General features: G+C 65.2%; 16 protein-coding genes. 14 read left to right on the top strand and 2 right to left on the bottom strand.

The features are described 5' to 3' along the window. Window positions 1–14 precede the first annotated feature (14 nt). Window positions 15–491 (top strand): 30S ribosomal protein S16, encoded by a 477-nt coding sequence (gene rpsP / locus RH91_RS16840; RefSeq protein WP_010164179.1) that lies wholly within the window; start codon window positions 15–17, stop codon window positions 489–491. After that, on the top strand, window positions 491–967 hold the full coding sequence (gene rimM / locus RH91_RS16835; RefSeq protein ID WP_010164178.1) for a ribosome maturation factor RimM: 477 nt from the start codon (window positions 491–493) through the stop codon (window positions 965–967). Before rpsP ends, rimM begins: the two co-directional genes overlap by 1 nt. A 183-nt stretch (window positions 968–1,150) precedes the next feature. Here rimM and RH91_RS16830 read toward each other — a convergent pair whose 3' ends face one another. Next, the gene (locus RH91_RS16830) at window positions 1,151–2,056 is read right to left on the bottom strand and encodes an NAD(P)/FAD-dependent oxidoreductase (RefSeq protein ID WP_010164177.1); all 906 of its coding nucleotides are present in this window, start codon (window positions 2,054–2,056) and stop codon (window positions 1,151–1,153) included. 49 nt (window positions 2,057–2,105) lie between these two features. Here RH91_RS16830 and RH91_RS16825 point away from each other — a divergent pair, with 49 nt between their 5' ends. The 12 genes from RH91_RS16825 (at window position 2,106) to RH91_RS16770 (ending at window position 14,471) form a co-directional block, all read left to right on the top strand. Continuing rightward, entirely contained in the window at window positions 2,106–2,411 is a 306-nt protein-coding gene (locus tag RH91_RS16825; RefSeq protein ID WP_010164176.1) for a hypothetical protein, read from the top strand. Continuing rightward, window positions 2,408–2,782: a type II toxin-antitoxin system VapC family toxin gene (locus RH91_RS16820; RefSeq protein WP_029624018.1), complete on the top strand. Its 375-nt coding sequence runs from the start codon at window positions 2,408–2,410 to the stop codon at window positions 2,780–2,782. Before RH91_RS16825 ends, RH91_RS16820 begins: the two co-directional genes overlap by 4 nt. Beyond that, window positions 2,779–3,510 (top strand): tRNA (guanosine(37)-N1)-methyltransferase TrmD, encoded by a 732-nt coding sequence (gene trmD / locus RH91_RS16815; protein WP_010164173.1) that lies wholly within the window; start codon window positions 2,779–2,781, stop codon window positions 3,508–3,510. Before RH91_RS16820 ends, trmD begins: the two co-directional genes overlap by 4 nt. Before the next feature lies 1 nt (window position 3,511). Next, complete coding sequence (rplS, locus tag RH91_RS16810) at window positions 3,512–3,904, top strand: 50S ribosomal protein L19 (protein ID WP_010164172.1); 393 nt, start codon at window positions 3,512–3,514, stop codon at window positions 3,902–3,904. Window positions 3,905–4,322: 418 nt separating this feature from the next. Further along, complete coding sequence (locus tag RH91_RS16805; protein WP_232283543.1) at window positions 4,323–5,525, top strand: DUF418 domain-containing protein; 1,203 nt, start codon at window positions 4,323–4,325, stop codon at window positions 5,523–5,525. 37 nt (window positions 5,526–5,562) lie between these two features. Further along, window positions 5,563–6,906: a DUF418 domain-containing protein gene (locus tag RH91_RS16800; RefSeq protein WP_010164170.1), complete on the top strand. Its 1,344-nt coding sequence runs from the start codon at window positions 5,563–5,565 to the stop codon at window positions 6,904–6,906. A gap of 93 nt (window positions 6,907–6,999) precedes the next feature. Continuing rightward, entirely contained in the window at window positions 7,000–9,228 is a 2,229-nt protein-coding gene (locus RH91_RS16795) for a S9 family peptidase (RefSeq protein ID WP_010164169.1), read from the top strand. 221 nt (window positions 9,229–9,449) lie between these two features. Continuing rightward, complete coding sequence (locus RH91_RS16790; protein WP_010164168.1) at window positions 9,450–10,166, top strand: MgtC/SapB family protein; 717 nt, start codon at window positions 9,450–9,452, stop codon at window positions 10,164–10,166. A gap of 61 nt (window positions 10,167–10,227) precedes the next feature. After that, the gene (locus RH91_RS16785) at window positions 10,228–11,256 is read left to right on the top strand and encodes an aspartate-semialdehyde dehydrogenase (protein ID WP_010164167.1); all 1,029 of its coding nucleotides are present in this window, start codon (window positions 10,228–10,230) and stop codon (window positions 11,254–11,256) included. Between the two features lie 125 nt (window positions 11,257–11,381). Then, the gene (locus tag RH91_RS16780; protein ID WP_029624016.1) at window positions 11,382–11,828 is read left to right on the top strand and encodes a GFA family protein; all 447 of its coding nucleotides are present in this window, start codon (window positions 11,382–11,384) and stop codon (window positions 11,826–11,828) included. Further along, window positions 11,809–12,570 (top strand): alpha/beta fold hydrolase, encoded by a 762-nt coding sequence (locus RH91_RS16775; protein ID WP_010164164.1) that lies wholly within the window; start codon window positions 11,809–11,811, stop codon window positions 12,568–12,570. The genes RH91_RS16780 and RH91_RS16775 overlap by 20 nt, the downstream gene beginning before the upstream one ends. Window positions 12,571–12,626: 56 nt before the next feature. Next, window positions 12,627–14,471 (top strand): M2 family metallopeptidase, encoded by a 1,845-nt coding sequence (locus RH91_RS16770; RefSeq protein WP_029624014.1) that lies wholly within the window; start codon window positions 12,627–12,629, stop codon window positions 14,469–14,471. Window positions 14,472–14,625: 154 nt separating this feature from the next. Here RH91_RS16770 and RH91_RS16765 read toward each other — a convergent pair whose 3' ends face one another. Further along, complete coding sequence (locus RH91_RS16765; RefSeq protein WP_010164162.1) at window positions 14,626–15,090, bottom strand: hypothetical protein; 465 nt, start codon at window positions 15,088–15,090, stop codon at window positions 14,626–14,628. Window positions 15,091–15,109 lie beyond the last annotated feature (19 nt).

The following is a 15,109-nucleotide window of genomic DNA, read 5'->3' as shown; positions in this document are numbered from 1 at the left end:
GGAAGTAGTTTACTATGGCAATCAGCATTCGTCTGTCGCGTGGCGGCTCCAAGAAGCGTCCGTATTACCGCATCGTCGTCGCCGACGCGCGCAGCCCGCGTGACGGCAAGTTCATCGAGAAGCTGGGCACGTACAACCCACTCCTCGCCAAGGACGACGAGAAGCGCATCATTCTCGACGCCGACCGCGCGAAGCATTGGCTGAGCGTCGGCGCGCAGCCGACCGATCGCGTTGCACGCTTCCTCGACGTCGCGGGCATCCGTGAGCGCGCCGCGCGCACCAACCCGAACAAGGGCAAGCCCGGCGAGAAGGCCGTCGAGCGCGCTGAAGAGCGTGAGAAGAAGATCGCCGACGCCGAAGAGGCAAAGGTCGCAGCGGCAGCAGCAGCAGCGGCAGCCGCCGCTGAGGCAGCAGCAGCGCCTGCGCCTGCCGAAGCGACCGAAGATGCGACCAACGAGGGCGAGAGCGCCTCGGCACCGGTCGAAGGCTGATGTCGGCCGACTCCCCCGTTACGCTTGCCGTCGTGATCGGCGCGCATGGGGTCACGGGGGAGGTGCGTCTCAAGGTCTTCACCGAGGACCTTGGGCAGTACAAACTGTTCAACGGCGGCGCGCTGACCCTAAAGTCGGTGCGCCCCGGCAGCAACGGCGCGATCGCACGGATCGCCGAAGTCACCGACCGCAACGCCGCCGAGGCGATGCGCGGGACCGAACTGACCGTGCCGCGCTCAGCACTACCGCCTTTGGAAGAGGGCGAATATTATCATGCCGATCTGCTCGGCCTGCCGGCGGTCTCGCTGGAGGGTGAGGCGCTCGGCCATGTCGTCGCGATCGACGATTTCGGCGCGGGCGACGTGCTCGAGATCGAGCGACCCGACAAGAAGCGCTTCATGATCCCGATGAACGCGGAAGCTGTTCCCGAGTGGAACGCGGAGCACGTGGTCGTGGACGGGGCGTTTATCGTCTAAGCGGGTAGTCCGTCCAATCGCCGCCATTCCCTAAGTAGCCGTCATCCCCGCGGAGGCGGGGATCCATACTGGCTGACCGTGATGACTTGCGAGGGACGGTGCTAATGGATTCCCGCCTTCGCGGGAATGACGGATGGGGAGGGTGCCACCTCAGCACCCCGCCACCTCCCCACGTCACCACCATCACCGCCGCAATGGCCGCCGTTCATCAAGTAGATTGCGGATCGTTGTCGCGGCAACGCCCGCTTCGCCCATCGCGTGGCTGATCTGGTCCAGCCCCTTCACCACATCCCCCGCCGCGAACAGCCCCGGGATCGACGTGCGCTGGTGGTCGTCGACCTCGAGGCATCCCTCGCCCGTCGCGCGCGCGCCCGCAGCAACAGCGAGCTTCGAGCGGATGGTCGAGCCAAGCGCGGGATAGACGCTGTCGAACGCCAGATCGCCACCGGGCGTCGTCACCACCATCTGCGCCCCCTCGATCCGCATCGGCGAGCAAGGGCCATCGACATGCACGATCCCCGCCTCCTCCAGCTTGGCACGGCACACATCGTCCAGCTCGTGCCGCGCGCCCGGCGCGATCAGCGTGACGTCGCGCGTGTAGCCGCGCAGGAACAGCGCTTCCTTCATCCCGTGGTCGCCGGTGCCGATCACGCCGACGCGCTTGTCGGTGACTTCATACCCGTCGCAGATCGGGCAATAGCGGATCAACCCTTGTGCAAGCGCATCGTCATGGACCGCACGGTCCATCTCCGGGCGGATGTTGACGACCCCGGTCGCGAGCAGCACCGACCGTGTCGGGAAAACGCGGTCGCCTACGCGGACCTCGAAGTCGTCGCCGGTCGGGCGGATCTCGCTGACTTCCGCCGCCTCGCGCACCGCGCCGAATTCCTCGGCCTGGTCGAGCATCAGCCGAAGCAGGTCGGTCCCCTTGATCCCGCCGGGATAACCCGCGTGATTGTGCGTCCGCGGGATCAGCGCCGCACGGCTGCTGCCGCAATCGAACAGCCGGATCTTCAGGTGAAACCGCGCGAGATAGATCGCAGCGGTAAGTCCGGCCGGGCCGGCGCCGATGATGATGCAGTCGTCCATGGCAGCGATACGTCTGCACGGTCGCATCGTTCCTTGACGATCTGCCGAGATGTATATACATATTGTATATACGGAGATCGGCATGGCACAGGAATTTCGCGCCAAGGTATTCAAATCAGGGAATTCGTTGGCGGTGCGACTGCCAAAGGGGCTCGGTGCCATCGAAGGAACAGAAATGATCGTCAGAGAAGATCGCGGCACGTTCACCTTCGAGCCTGCGAACACGCAGCGCAAGATCTCCGGGGATGGCTGGATGGGGGCGTTGCCCTGGTTGTCGCCCGTTACGCCGGAAGATCGCGAATTCGACCACAGCCCTCGACCGTGGGACGACCCTGACTGGCCATCGGCGGCGTGATCTATCTTCTCGATACGAATATTTGCATTCTGTTGCTGGCAACGCAGGCGGAGCGTCTTCGCGCTCGCGTGCGTACGTGTGTCGAAGGCGATCTGGCAGTTTCTTCCGTTACCTTCGCCGAGATTGCTTTTGGTAGCCGGAACGGAAAGATGCCGCCGCTCAAAGTCCTGGAAGCCTTCATACGCGACGTTCCGCCGGTTCCGTTCGACACGACGGCGGCGCGTCAATATGCCGAGCTACCGTTCCGGCGCGGCAGTTTCGATCGCCTGATCGCTGCCCACGCGCTCGCGCTCGATTTGACCCTCGTAACCAACAACGAACGCGACTTTGCCGACATCCCCGACCTGCGCGTAGAGAATTGGACGCTATGACTTTCGCCGCCACTGTCCTCACGCTCTACCCAGAGATGTTCCCAGGCCCGCTCGGCATCTCGCTTGCCGGCCGTGCGCTGGGGGAGGGGAAATGGTCCCTCGACGCGCGCAACATCCGCGACTTCGCCACCGACAAGCATCGTACCGTCGACGAGACGCCGGCAGGCGGCGGCGCGGGCATGGTGCTCAAGGCCGACGTCCTCGCCGCGGCGATCGACAGTGTCGCGACCGGCGCGCCAATTCTGGCGATGACGCCGCGCGGCCGCCCGCTCACGCAGGCGCGCGTCCGCGACCTTGCGCAAGGGGCGGGTGTCACGATCCTGTGCGGCCGGTTCGAGGGGTTCGACGAACGCATCTTCGAGGCGCGTGCAATCGAGGACGTGTCGATCGGCGACTATGTCCTCTCGGGGGGCGAGATGGGCGCGCTGGTGCTGCTCGATGCTTGCATTCGGCTGCTTCCCGGCGTAATGGGCGCGGCTTCTAGTGGTGATGACGAGAGCTTCGAAAGCGGCCTTCTCGAATATCCGCAGTACACCCGACCATTTGAATGGGAAGGGCGCACGATCCCCGAAGTGTTGCGATCGGGGGATCATGCGAGGATTTCGGCATGGCGCAAGCACATGGCCGAGACCGATACACGGCTACGGCGGCCGGATCTGTGGGAGCGCCATGAGGGTGCTCGGGTCCAACCGCCCTCTGGCGCGCGACGACAGACGAAGGACGCATGAGATGAATCTCATCCAGACGATCGAAGCCGAGAACATTGCCAAGTTTCTCGAAACCAAGCAGATCCCCGAATTCCGCCCTGGCGATACGCTCAAGGTCGGCGTGAAGGTTGTCGAAGGCGAGCGCACCCGCGTCCAGAACTACGAAGGCGTGTGCATCGCGCGTTCGAACAAGGGCATGGGCAGCAACTTCACCGTACGGAAGATTTCGTTCGGTGAGGGCGTGGAGCGCGTCTTCCCGCTGTATTCGCCGAACATCGACAGCATCGTCGTCGTCCGCAAGGGCGCGGTGCGTCGTGCGAAGCTGTACTATCTGCGTGGCCGCACCGGCAAGTCGGCGCGTATCGCAGAGCGTCGCGACACGCGTCCTGCAAAGGGCACTGCCGCAGCCGAGTAAGCTCGGCCAGTCGCGAGACGAGACAAGGGCGCGGAGGCGATGGCCTCCGCGCCCTTTTTCGCATGCGTTGAAGGCGGCGGACTCAGCGGAGTGCCGCGCTAGCGATTGATTGAAGACAATAATGTCTTCCGGTCAGCGCAATTCCCCAAGCCTGAATCAGCCTCGCATTAAATAATCACCGCCGCCCGATCGGTGATACCCAGGCACACTATCTAATACTAATGGTGTATTACCATCGACAATATTTGGTATTGGTACTGTACCGTAACGAATCGGGACAGGGGCCATTACGATCAATGTTGTCGCAGTGTCGCGGGTCACCACCCGCACACTGAGCGCCACCGGTGCGCGCTTTCATCAACTGGACGTGTTGCGCGGATTGGCCGTCCTTGCGGTCCTAATCATCAACATCAACGGTATGGGCGGAAGTTCGCACACCGGCCGGTTACCGGAAACGCTTGGCTGGACCGTTGCGGACCAGATCGTCTGGAGTGTCCGGCAAATCCTCATTTCCGGAACGGCGCGATGCCTGCTCGAACTGGTGTTCGGCGCGGGAATGATCCTCCTGACGACCACGCTTGCCCGCAACGGCGATGCGATGGCGGTGGCGAGGCGCTTCTGGGTGCGGTATCTGCTGCTGTTCCTGATCGGGCTTTTTCACGTCTTCGCGTTGTCATGGTACGGCGACTTCCTGCACATTTACGCAATCGCGGCCCTGATTGCCTTTCCGTTCCGGCGCCTGCGCGGGGCGCAGCTTGTCCTGATCGGTTCGACCTACGCGATCGCGCTTGCGGCGTCGGCGCTGATCGGGTCGGACGGCCGTGTCACGGGCACCTTTTACGAGGTGTCGGGCAACGCCGGACATGCGGTGAAGCTTTCCCCACGCCAGACCACGGCGCCGTGGCGCGCGAACGCGGTCACCACGGCGCCCGATCTCGCTTCAGCCCAGCGGGAGGATCGCGAACGCACGACGACCTTCGCGCGCTGGCATGAGGCGATGCTCGACGATTACGTCGCCTTGTTCAACTGGGGGTGGGTGATCTACGGCCTCGGGGAAGCGGCGGCGACGATGATGATCGGGGCGGGGCTGTTCAAGCTCGGCGTCGTGCAGGGACAGCGCAGCACCGCCTTCTATGCGCGCCTTGCCGCCGTGGCTTACGGCGTCGGCTTGGCGATCCGCATCCCGCCGGTGTGGGCCGGGCATGTCCCGAGCGACCCGACCCAGATCGACGCCGCGCTGCGCGAGATCGGGCGGCTGAGCCTCACGCTGGGGCATGTCGCGCTGGTGTCGCTTGCGTTGCGGAACGTCCGTGGTCGCCGGCTGCTGATGCCCTTTGCAGCGGCAGGTCGAACAGCGCTGTCGTTGTACGTCGCGCAGACCTTGATCTGCCTGTGGCTCCTGTTCCCCCCGTTCGGCCTGCGGCTGTACGGCAGGATGGACTGGATCGGGCTGATCGGGACCGCGGTGATGATCGACGTCTTGTTGCTGGCGGCGGCCAACCGGTGGTTGTCCCGATATCGGATCGGTCCGCTCGAATGGCTGTGGCGGTCGCTGGCGAGCGGGGAACGGCTGGCGTTGCACCGTGCCGTGGGGCTTGACCGTGCAACCGTGACGAACTGACGGTAAGGGCGAGCGTTCACCCCGTGGGGATCGTCCGATGCCGCAATCTTCCAGTCCCGTTGTCGCCACTGCTACCGAGCCCGACGGTGCGCCGCGGATCGCGGTGCTTGATATCCTGCGCGGGATCGCGATCCTCGGGATCCTGTTCATGAACATCAACGACATGGGCCAGTCGATGACCGCGTCGTTCGACGATATCCGCCATCTCGGCTGGTCGGCGGCGGACCGGATCGTGTGGTGGGTGCGCGAGGTGCTCGCAATGGGCACCGCGCGCGGGGTGCTCGAGATGCTGTTCGGCGCGGGGATGGTGATCCTGACCGAGCGGTTTGCGGCGCAGGCCGACGAAGCGGTCGTGCTACGGCGTTACTTCATGCGCAACGGCATCCTGTTGCTGTTCGGGCTGGTACACGTGTTCGTGCTGCTGTGGCCGGGCGACATCCTCCACACCTATGCCCTCGCCGCGCTCGTCGCGTTCCTGTTCCGCGAGCTGCGCCCGCGCGCGCTCCTGTTCCTCGGCTCGAGCATGGCGGTGTTCTTCCTGATCGGCGGCGGGATGAGCTACGGTGCCGACCAGTCCAATGCGCAGGCGGTTCGACGCGTCGAGCAACGCCAGCACATGCACCGTCCGCTCACGCAGGCGGACAAAGCGGTGCTTGCGCAAGCCACGGAGCGGCAGAAACAGCGTGCAACGGTTGCCGCCGAGACGAGGGCGCTGATCGATGCCGAGGACAAGGCGCGGACCGGGACGTTCGCGACCTGGGCGGCAGAGCAATGGCGCACCTTCAGCTTTATGGAGGCGCAGGGGTTCGAAGTGCTGTTCGTCTGGGAGGCCGCCGCGACGATGCTGATCGGTGCGGGGCTGTTCCGGCTCGGCGTCTTGCAAGGGCTGCAATCGGCGCGGTTCTATGGGGTGATGACCGGAATCTGCTATGCGATCGGCGTGCCGTTGCGATTGCTCGAGGCCTATGAGGGCACGCGCTTCACCGCTGCGCCGCAGATCAGCATGGCAACCACCGAAGTCGCGCGTTTGGCGATGACGCTGGGGCATGTCGGGCTGGTCAACCTGCTCGTCACCACCGCGCTGGGTACGACGTTGCTGCGACCGTTCATCGCGGCGGGGCGGACCGCGCTGTCGATCTACGTCGCGCAGACGTTGATCTGCCTGTGGCTACTGTACCCGCCGTTCCTGCTCGCGCTGTACGGCCGGATGAGTTGGGCAGGGCTGATGGTGACCGCGGTGCTCGTCAACGCGGCGCTGTTGATCGGCGCGAACCTGTGGGTGCGCTGGTTCCGCATCGCACCGGTCGAATGGGCGTGGCGCTCGCTGATCGAACGGCGCGCGTTGCGGTGGCGGCATGGCGGGGGCGGCGCAATCGCCTGATGCCAAGGGCCTTTACGCAGGCCGCCGGCGTCGCGATAAGCCCGCAACGCCCGCGGTCGTCGGGCCGGGCAATCGAGAGAGCGGAGATGCGGGATGCGGGCATGTTGGGCGTTTGCGGGCGTGATGCTCGCGTGTGTGGCGGTGCCTGCGATGGCTGCTGAGGCCGCACCCGAAAAGCTGACGCTCGCCAAGGTGTTCGGCAGCCCCGACCTGTCGGGCGTCCAGCCGCGCGGCGTCAAGCTGTCGCCCGACGGGACGTTGCTGACCTCGCTGCGTCCGCGCGCCGACGAGAAGGAGCGGTTCGACCTGTGGGCGCGTGACACACGCACCGGGCAGGAGCGGATGCTGGTCGATTCCAAGAAGGTCGGCTCGGGCGCGGAACTGTCCGAAGCCGAGAAGATGCAGCGCGAGCGCGCGCGCATCGCGGGCTCCAAGGGCATCGTCGCGTACGATTGGGCTCCCGATGGCAAGACGATCCTCGTGCCGATCGACGGCGACCTGTATCTGGCGACGCTCGACGGCACCACGCGGCGGCTGACCAATGCGCCGGGCGATGGCGCGCTCAACCCGATCATCAGCCCCAGGGGCGGCTTCGTCAGCTTCGTGCGCGGGCAGAACCTCTTCGTCCAGCCGCTCGGCGGCGACGATGCGCGCGCCGTCAGCAGCGATGGCGGCGGGACGGTGCATTGGGGCGAGGCGGAGTTCGTCGCGCAGGAGGAAATGGACCGCCGCACCGGCTATTGGTGGTCCCCGCAGGACAGCCACATCGCAGTCGAGCGGTTCGACGAGGCCCCGGTCGGCGTGGTCACGCGTGCCGCGATCGGCGCGAACGGGACCAAGGTCTATGACCAGCGCTATCCTGCCGCTGGCACGCCCAACGTCGCGGTCGCTTTGTACGTGATGAAGGCGGACGGGTCGGGGAAGGTCAAGGTCGATCTCGGCAGCAATCCCGATATCTATCTCGCGCGCGTCGACTGGACGCCGGATGGCAGCGCGCTGCTCGTCCAGCGCGAGAGCCGCGATCAGAAGACGCTCGACATGCTCCGCGTCGATCCCGCGACGGGCAAAGCCACCGTGCTGTTCACCGAGACATCGGGCACGCGCAGCTGGCTCAACCTGTCCGACGCCTATCGTCCGATGAAGGACGGGAGTCTCATCTGGCGTTCGGAGCGGACCGGCTTCGGGCACCTTTATCGCTTCGCCGCGGGCAAGTGGACCGCACTGACCAAGGGCGACTGGGTCGTCCAATCATTGCTCGGCGTGGACGAAGCCAAGGGGCGGCTGTTCTTCACCGGCAACAAGGACGGCGTGCTCGAGCAGCATCTCTATTCGGTCGATATCGCGCATCCGAACGTCGTGACGCGGCTGACCGAAGCGGGCTGGTGGAACAATGGCACGATGGACGAGGCCGCGACGCGGATGATCGTCTCGCGCTCGAGCCCGACCCAGCCGACCCAGGTCTATCTGGCGGATGCGACCGGCAAGCGGCTGTCGTGGATCAACGAGAATGCGGTGGTGCCGGGGCATCCCTATTACCCCTATCTCGCCGCGCATCAGCAGACCAAGTTCGGGACGATCAAGGCGGAGGACGGGACCGATCTCTATTATGAGATGATCACCCCGCCGCTCGAGCCGGGGAAGAAATACCCCGTCTTCTTCCAGCATTACGGCGGCCCTGGCACCGGGCAGCAGGTTACGCGCGGCTGGGGCGGGGCGTTGCCGCAGTACCTCGTCCAGCACGGCTATATCTATTTCCAGATCGACAATCGCGGCTCGTACAATCGCGGGAAGGCGTTCGAGGACCACATCTACCGCGCGATGGGGACGGTCGAGGTCGCCGATCAGCTCGCGGGCGCGAAGTTCATCAAGAGCCAGCCGTTCGTCGATCCCGCGAAGGTGGCGATCTATGGCTGGTCGTACGGCGGTTACATGACGCTCAAGATGCTCGAGGCGAACCCGGGGGTCTATGCGGCGGGCGTGTCGGGCGCGCCGGTGACGCAATGGGAGCAATATGACACCCATTACACCGAGCGCTACATGGGTTCGCCGGTCGCGGACAAGCAGGCGTATGTCTCTTCGGATGCATTGGGGAAGGCCCCCGCGATCAAGGATCCGTTGTTGCTGATCCACGGGATGGCGGACGACAATGTCGTGTTCACCAACTCGACCGCCTTCGCGGCGCGAATGCAAGCGACCGCGACGCCGTTCGAGATGATGTTCTACCCCGGCTATACGCACCGTGTCGCCGGGCCGGGGATCAGCGAGCATCTGTGGGGGACGATCCTGACGTTCCTGGATCGGAACGTGAAGGACAAGAAGTAAGGGGGCGTCGTGCTGCGCCGGGTACATCGCCCCCCCCCCCGTTCGTCATCCCCGCGGAGGCGGGGATCCATTGATACTGATGCTCTCCGTGCTGCGAGGCCAGCCAGTATGGATTCCCGCCTGCGCGGGAATGACGGACTAGGGGAGGGCAGGCGTCCTAAGCCCATCGACCCTCCGCCCCCTCTAGCCCCGGACGCGCCGCTCCCATAAAGCGCAGCCCCATGCGGTTCCTCACCACCTTCCACCTGTTGCCGTTCCTCGACACGGTCGTGAGCTATCTCGTCGCGTTCGTGCTCGGCACGCTGATCGGCGCAGAGCGGCAGTATCGGCAGCGCACCGCGGGCCTGCGCACCAACGCGCTGGTCGCGCTTGGCTCGTCCGCGTTCGTGGACCTCGGCCAGCGGCTGGGCGGCGACGTCGAGTCGATCCGGATCATCGCTTATGTCGTGTCGGGGATCGGTTTCCTCGGCGCGGGCGTGATCATGAAGGAGGGGATGAACGTCCGCGGCCTCAACACCGCCGCGACGCTCTGGTGCTCGGCCGCGGTCGGCGCGATCGCGGGGAGCGACATGATTGCCGAGGCGGTGCTGCTCACCGGCTTCGTCATCCTCGCCAACACGATGCTCCGCCCGCTGGTCGACGCGATCAACCGCATCCCGCTGGAAGGCCGCAACGTCGAGGCGACCTATACCGTCACGATCACGACCGACGCCGCCGACGCCGGGCCAATGGGGGACCTGCTGACCGAGCATCTCGAGGCCGCGCAACTCCCGGTCGCGGAACTCGACATCATCAACCGCGCCGAGGACCGGGTGGAGATTGTGGCCAAGCTCGTGAGCACCAATATAACGGTCAGCGAACTCGACGCGCTGACCGATCATCTCGCCAAGGTGCATGGCATTACCCACGCGACATGGCAGGCGCGTACGCACGATTAGCAAAGCGATTGGACGTGCCGGCGTAACAACGCTACGGGCGCGTTCCGAACTGGAGGATTACATGGGTTACAGGATCGTGGTCGCGGGCGCGACGGGCAACGTCGGGCGCGAGATGCTCAACATTCTGGCGGAGCGCGAATTCCCGCTCGACGATATCGCGGTCGTCGCATCGTCGCGCAGCCAGGGCGACGAAGTCGATTTCGGCGAGACGGGCCGGAAGCTCAAGGTCCAGAACATCGAGCATTTCGATCCGACCGGCTGGGACATGGCGCTGTTCGCGATCGGGTCGGAAGGCACCAGGCTCCACGCGCCGCGCTTTGCGGCGGCGGGCTGCACGGTGATCGACAATTCGTCGCTGTACCGCATGGACCCGGACGTGCCGCTGATCGTGCCCGAAGTGAACCCCGATGCGATCGCGGGCTATACCAAGCGCAATATCATCGCGAACCCGAATTGCTCGACCGCGCAGATGGTCGTCGCGCTCAAGCCGCTGCATGATTTCGCCAAGATCAAGCGCGTCGTCGTCGCGACCTATCAGTCGGTTTCGGGCGCGGGCAAGGCGGGGATGGACGAGCTGTTCGAGCAGTCGCGCAACATCTTCGTCGGCGATTCCGCCGAGGCCAAGAAGTTCACCAAGCAGATCGCGTTCAACGTGATCCCGCACATCGACAGCTTCCTCGACGACGGATCGACCAAGGAAGAATGGAAGATGGTGGTCGAGACCAAGAAGATCCTCGATCCCAAGATCAAGGTCACCGCGACCTGCGTCCGCGTGCCGGTGTTCGTCGGTCATTCGGAAGCGATCAACATCGAGTTCGAGAACGAAATTTCGGCCGCGCAGGCGCAGAAGATCCTGCGCGAAGCACCCGGCGTGATGCTCGTCGACAAGCGCGAGGACGGCGGATACGTCACTCCGGTCGAATGCGTCGGCGAATATGCGACCTTCATCAGCCGCGTGCGCGAGGATTCGACCGTCGAGAACGGGCTGTCGCTGTGGTGCGTCTCGGACAATCTCCGCAAGGGCGCGGCGCTGAACGCGGTGCAGATCGCGGAGCTGCTCGGGCGGCGGTATCTGAACAAGGGGGACTGAGGCGGGTTTCGCCCTCTCCACTCCGTCATCCCCGCGAAGGCGGGGATGACGGAGTGGGGGAGGCGACTCTTGCGCCAGCCGCGAGCCCGCGCGATGATCCCCTCGTCTTCGTGGGGAGCCAAGCCATGACAGAAACCATGACCGGCGGCTGCCAGTGCGGTCGCATCCGCTACAGCGTCGCGATCGACACCATCGACGCCTATCTCTGCCATTGCCGGATGTGCCAGCGCGCGACCGGCGGGGTGTCGATCGCGCTCAAGGGCGTCAAGATCGCCAACGTCACCTGGAACCGCGAACCCGATCGCTACCGGAGCTCCCCCATCGCGCAGCGCGGCTTCTGCAGCGCGTGCGGCACGCCGCTGACGTTCGAATTTCTCGAACCGGGCGAAACCATGGACCTGACGGTCGGCAGCTTCGACGAGCCAGGGCGGTTCGTTCCCAAGCATCATTTCTCGCCCGAGACTTGGCACGCGGCATGGCTGGACACTAAGGATCTCCCGACAACGCGGGTCGCGGATAATCCGTCGACCGCAGATCGATGGATCAAGGCACTTGGCAAACTCCCCGATTGAACCGCAGTTTTTCGAAGGCATCGACGGTGCGCGGCTCGCGTGGCGCGAGCTGGGGGAGGGGCGCGCCGTCGTCCTGATCCACGGCTATTTCTCCGACGCGGCGACCAACTGGATCAAGTACGGCCACGCGGCAAAGATCGCCGCCGCTGGCTTCCGGGTGATCATGCCCGACCTGCGCGGGCACGGATCGAGCGCGAAGCCGCACGATGCGGCCTCCTACCCGCCCGACGTGCTGATGCAGGACGGCAACGCGCTGGTCGCGCATCTCGGGCTTAGCGATTACGATCTCGCGGGCTATTCGCTTGGCGGGCGGACGGTGATGCGGATGCTCGTCAACGGCGCGACGCCGCGGCGGGTGGCGGTTTCGGGCATGGGTCTGGACGGGATCGTCCACACGCAAGGGCGCGGCGCGTATTTCCATAACGTCCTGACCAACCTCGGCAGCTTCAAGCAGGGCACGAGCGAATGGCTGACCGAGGCGTTCCTCAAGACGACCAAGGGCGATCCGCTCGCATTGCTGCGCGTGCTCGACACGTTCGTCGACACGCCGGCCGAGGCGCTGGCGACGATCCGGCCGCCGGTGCTGGTCGTCAACGGCGTCGATGATCACGACAATGGCTCGGGCGAGGCGCTCGCTGCCGCGCTGCCCGACGGGCGCTATGCGAGCATCCCGGGGAATCACATGAGTGCGGTGATGAAGCCCGAACTCGGCAGCACGATCGCGGACTTTCTCGCGGCTTGACCATCCATTCCGGGCGGCACAGGTTGCCGCCCTCAACGCATTCCCGGGGGAGTCGCATCTTGCGCACCAGTATCGCTACACTTGCCATCGCGCTTACGTTCGCCACGCCAGCCTTGGCGCAGCAGGCCGCCCCCGCCGCCCCTGCAGCTGCCGCCCCCGCAGCCGCCAACCCCGCAGCCGCCGACGCTTTCGTCGCGCGCGCGGAAAAGGCGCTGGAGGACTTCTCCACCCCGGCGCAGCAGGTGGCCTGGATCAACGCGACGTACATCACGGACGATACCGATGCGATCGCCGCGCAGTTCGGCGCTGAGGGCACCGAAATGGCGGTCAAATATGCGCTGGAAGCCGCGAAATACGCGCGGATTCCGGGCCTGTCGTTCGACACCAAGCGCAAGATCGACCTGCTCCGCAGCGGCCTCACGCTGCCCGCGCCGACCACGCCGGGTGCCGCGACCGAGCTGTCGACGATCGTGACGCGGATGTCCTCGGGCTATGGCAAGGGCAAGGGAACACTCGACGGCAAGCCCTTGAACGGCAGCGATATCGAGGCGGCGATGGGGTCGGTCCGCGATCCCGCCAAGTCCAAGGAAATGTGGGTCAGCTGGCATGACAATGTCGGCGCGCAGATGCGCAAGGACTATGCGCGCCAGGTCGTCATCGCCAACCAGGGCGCGAAGGAGCTTGGCTATGCCGACGTCGGTGCCTTGTGGCGCTCGGGCTATGACATGGAGCCCGACCAGTTCGCCGCGCTGACCGACAAATTGTGGAAGCAGGTCGAGCCGCTCTACGTCGCGCTCCACACCTATGTCCGCTGGAAGCTCAACGCGAAATACGGCGATGCGGTACAGGCCAAGACCGGCCCGATCCGCGCCGATCTGCTGGGCAACATGTGGGCGCAGGAATGGGGCAACATCTATGACGTCGTCGCCCCGGCGGGCGCGGGCGATGTCGGCTATGACACGGGCGATCTGCTCAAGGCCAAGGCCTATGACCCGGTCAAGATGTTCAAAACCGGCGAGGGTTTCTATTCCTCGCTTGGTTTCAAGCCGCTGCCCGATACGTTCTGGGCGCGCTCGCAGATCGTCAAGCCCGCCGACCGCGAGGTGATCTGCCACGCCTCGGCGTGGGACGTCGACAGCATGAACGACCTGCGCATCAAGATGTGCACCAAAGTGAATAGCGACGATATCGTCACGATCCATCACGAGATGGGGCATAATTACTACCAGCGCGCCTATAATACGCAGCCGTTCCTCTACAAGAACGGCGCGAATGACGGCTTCCACGAGGCGATCGGCGATTTCGTCGCGCTGTCGATCACGCCCGATTATCTCGTGCGGATCGGCCTGCTCGACCAGTCGAAGGTGCCGAGCGCGGACAAGGACATCGGGCTGCTGCTCAAACAAGCGATGGACAAGGTCGCGTTCCTGCCGTTCGGGTTGCTGATCGACAAATATCGCTGGGGCGTGTTCTCCGGCGCGATTCCCGAGACCCAGTATGAGAAGGGCTGGAACGACCTGCGGCTGAAGTATCAGGGCGTCGTGCCGCCGGTCGCGCGCGACGAGACGCGGTTCGATCCGGGGGCGAAGTATCACGTGCCCGCCAGCGTGCCGTACACGCGCTATTTCCTCGCGCGATTGCTGCAGTTCCAGTTCTACCAGGCGGCGTGCAAGCAGTCGGGCTGGAAGGGGCCGCTGCATCGCTGCTCGTTCTACGACAACAAAGCCGTCGGCGATAAGCTGAACGCGATGCTGGCGATGGGCCAGTCCAAGCCGTGGCCGGATGCGCTCGAGACGTTCACCGGGAGCCGCGAGATGTCGGGGCAGGCGATGGTCGCCTATTTCGCGCCGCTCAAGGCGTGGCTGGACAGGCAGAACAAGGGGAAGCCGTCGGGCTGGTGAGGGGCCGCTCGGCTGTTAACGTGCGCTTCCCCGGCGGAGGCCGGGGCCCAGTCGAAATGTCCGAGGTATTCGAGAGCAAGCGCCCGCCATCTCAGGTCTCGCTACTGGGCCCCGGCCTTCGCCGGGGGAGTACTTAAAGGGGAGGGGGACGCCCTCAGTTCGGGATCGTGCCCTCGTCGGCGATGCCGGCCTCGAACGACTTGCTCGAATCGCTGCCGTCCGCCTGATGCGCGCCACTGCCCGGCTTCGGCTTCGGCTTCGGCTTTGACCCTACGGGCGTGCTGCCGCGGAGCGCGAACAATGCGGCGGCTGCCGCGCCGACCGCTGCGACGCCGCCGACGATCTTCGCGGCGGTCCAACGCGGCTTGGCAACGGGTGCTTCCACCTTAGTGGCTACATCGTTCACCATTGGCTTGGGCTTTGGCTTGGGCGCACCCTTGCCACCGGTCACCGGGCGGCTCGCCGCGGTGCGCGGCTTGGCCGGCTTGCGCGGGGCGGGGGGCTTCGGCCCGCTGGCCTTCGCGCCCGAAGGCTTTGCCGGCTTGGCGGGTTTGGGGGGCTTGACCGGCGTCGTCGTGTCGGTTTCGTCGTCGGTCGGCTTCTTCGGTGGCTGCGCCATCGTGTGTTCCTTGAATCGT

Origin of the sequence: Sphingomonas sp. PAMC 26617, from assembly GCF_000242835.1 — a bacterium.
Lineage (GTDB): Bacteria > Pseudomonadota > Alphaproteobacteria > Sphingomonadales > Sphingomonadaceae > Sphingomonas.
This window is presented reverse-complemented; position numbering and strand designations above follow the sequence as displayed.

Excerpts from the sequence above, each read along its gene's own strand:
- rpsP (WP_010164179.1), top strand. The coding sequence starts at position 15 with ATGGCAATCAGCATTCGTCTGTCGCGTGGCGGCTCCAAGAAGCGTCCG.
- rimM (WP_010164178.1), top strand. The coding sequence starts at position 491 with ATGTCGGCCGACTCCCCCGTTACGCTTGCCGTCGTGATCGGCGCGCAT.
- RH91_RS16830 (WP_010164177.1), bottom strand. The coding sequence starts at position 2,056 with ATGGACGACTGCATCATCATCGGCGCCGGCCCGGCCGGACTTACCGCT.
- RH91_RS16825 (WP_010164176.1), top strand. The coding sequence starts at position 2,106 with ATGTATATACATATTGTATATACGGAGATCGGCATGGCACAGGAATTT.
- trmD (WP_010164173.1), top strand. The coding sequence starts at position 2,779 with ATGACTTTCGCCGCCACTGTCCTCACGCTCTACCCAGAGATGTTCCCA.
- rplS (WP_010164172.1), top strand. The coding sequence starts at position 3,512 with ATGAATCTCATCCAGACGATCGAAGCCGAGAACATTGCCAAGTTTCTC.
- RH91_RS16805 (WP_232283543.1), top strand. The coding sequence starts at position 4,323 with ATGGGCGGAAGTTCGCACACCGGCCGGTTACCGGAAACGCTTGGCTGG.
- RH91_RS16800 (WP_010164170.1), top strand. The coding sequence starts at position 5,563 with ATGCCGCAATCTTCCAGTCCCGTTGTCGCCACTGCTACCGAGCCCGAC.
- RH91_RS16795 (WP_010164169.1), top strand. The coding sequence starts at position 7,000 with ATGCGGGCATGTTGGGCGTTTGCGGGCGTGATGCTCGCGTGTGTGGCG.
- RH91_RS16790 (WP_010164168.1), top strand. The coding sequence starts at position 9,450 with ATGCGGTTCCTCACCACCTTCCACCTGTTGCCGTTCCTCGACACGGTC.
- RH91_RS16785 (WP_010164167.1), top strand. The coding sequence starts at position 10,228 with ATGGGTTACAGGATCGTGGTCGCGGGCGCGACGGGCAACGTCGGGCGC.
- RH91_RS16780 (WP_029624016.1), top strand. The coding sequence starts at position 11,382 with ATGACAGAAACCATGACCGGCGGCTGCCAGTGCGGTCGCATCCGCTAC.
- RH91_RS16765 (WP_010164162.1), bottom strand. The coding sequence starts at position 15,090 with ATGGCGCAGCCACCGAAGAAGCCGACCGACGACGAAACCGACACGACG.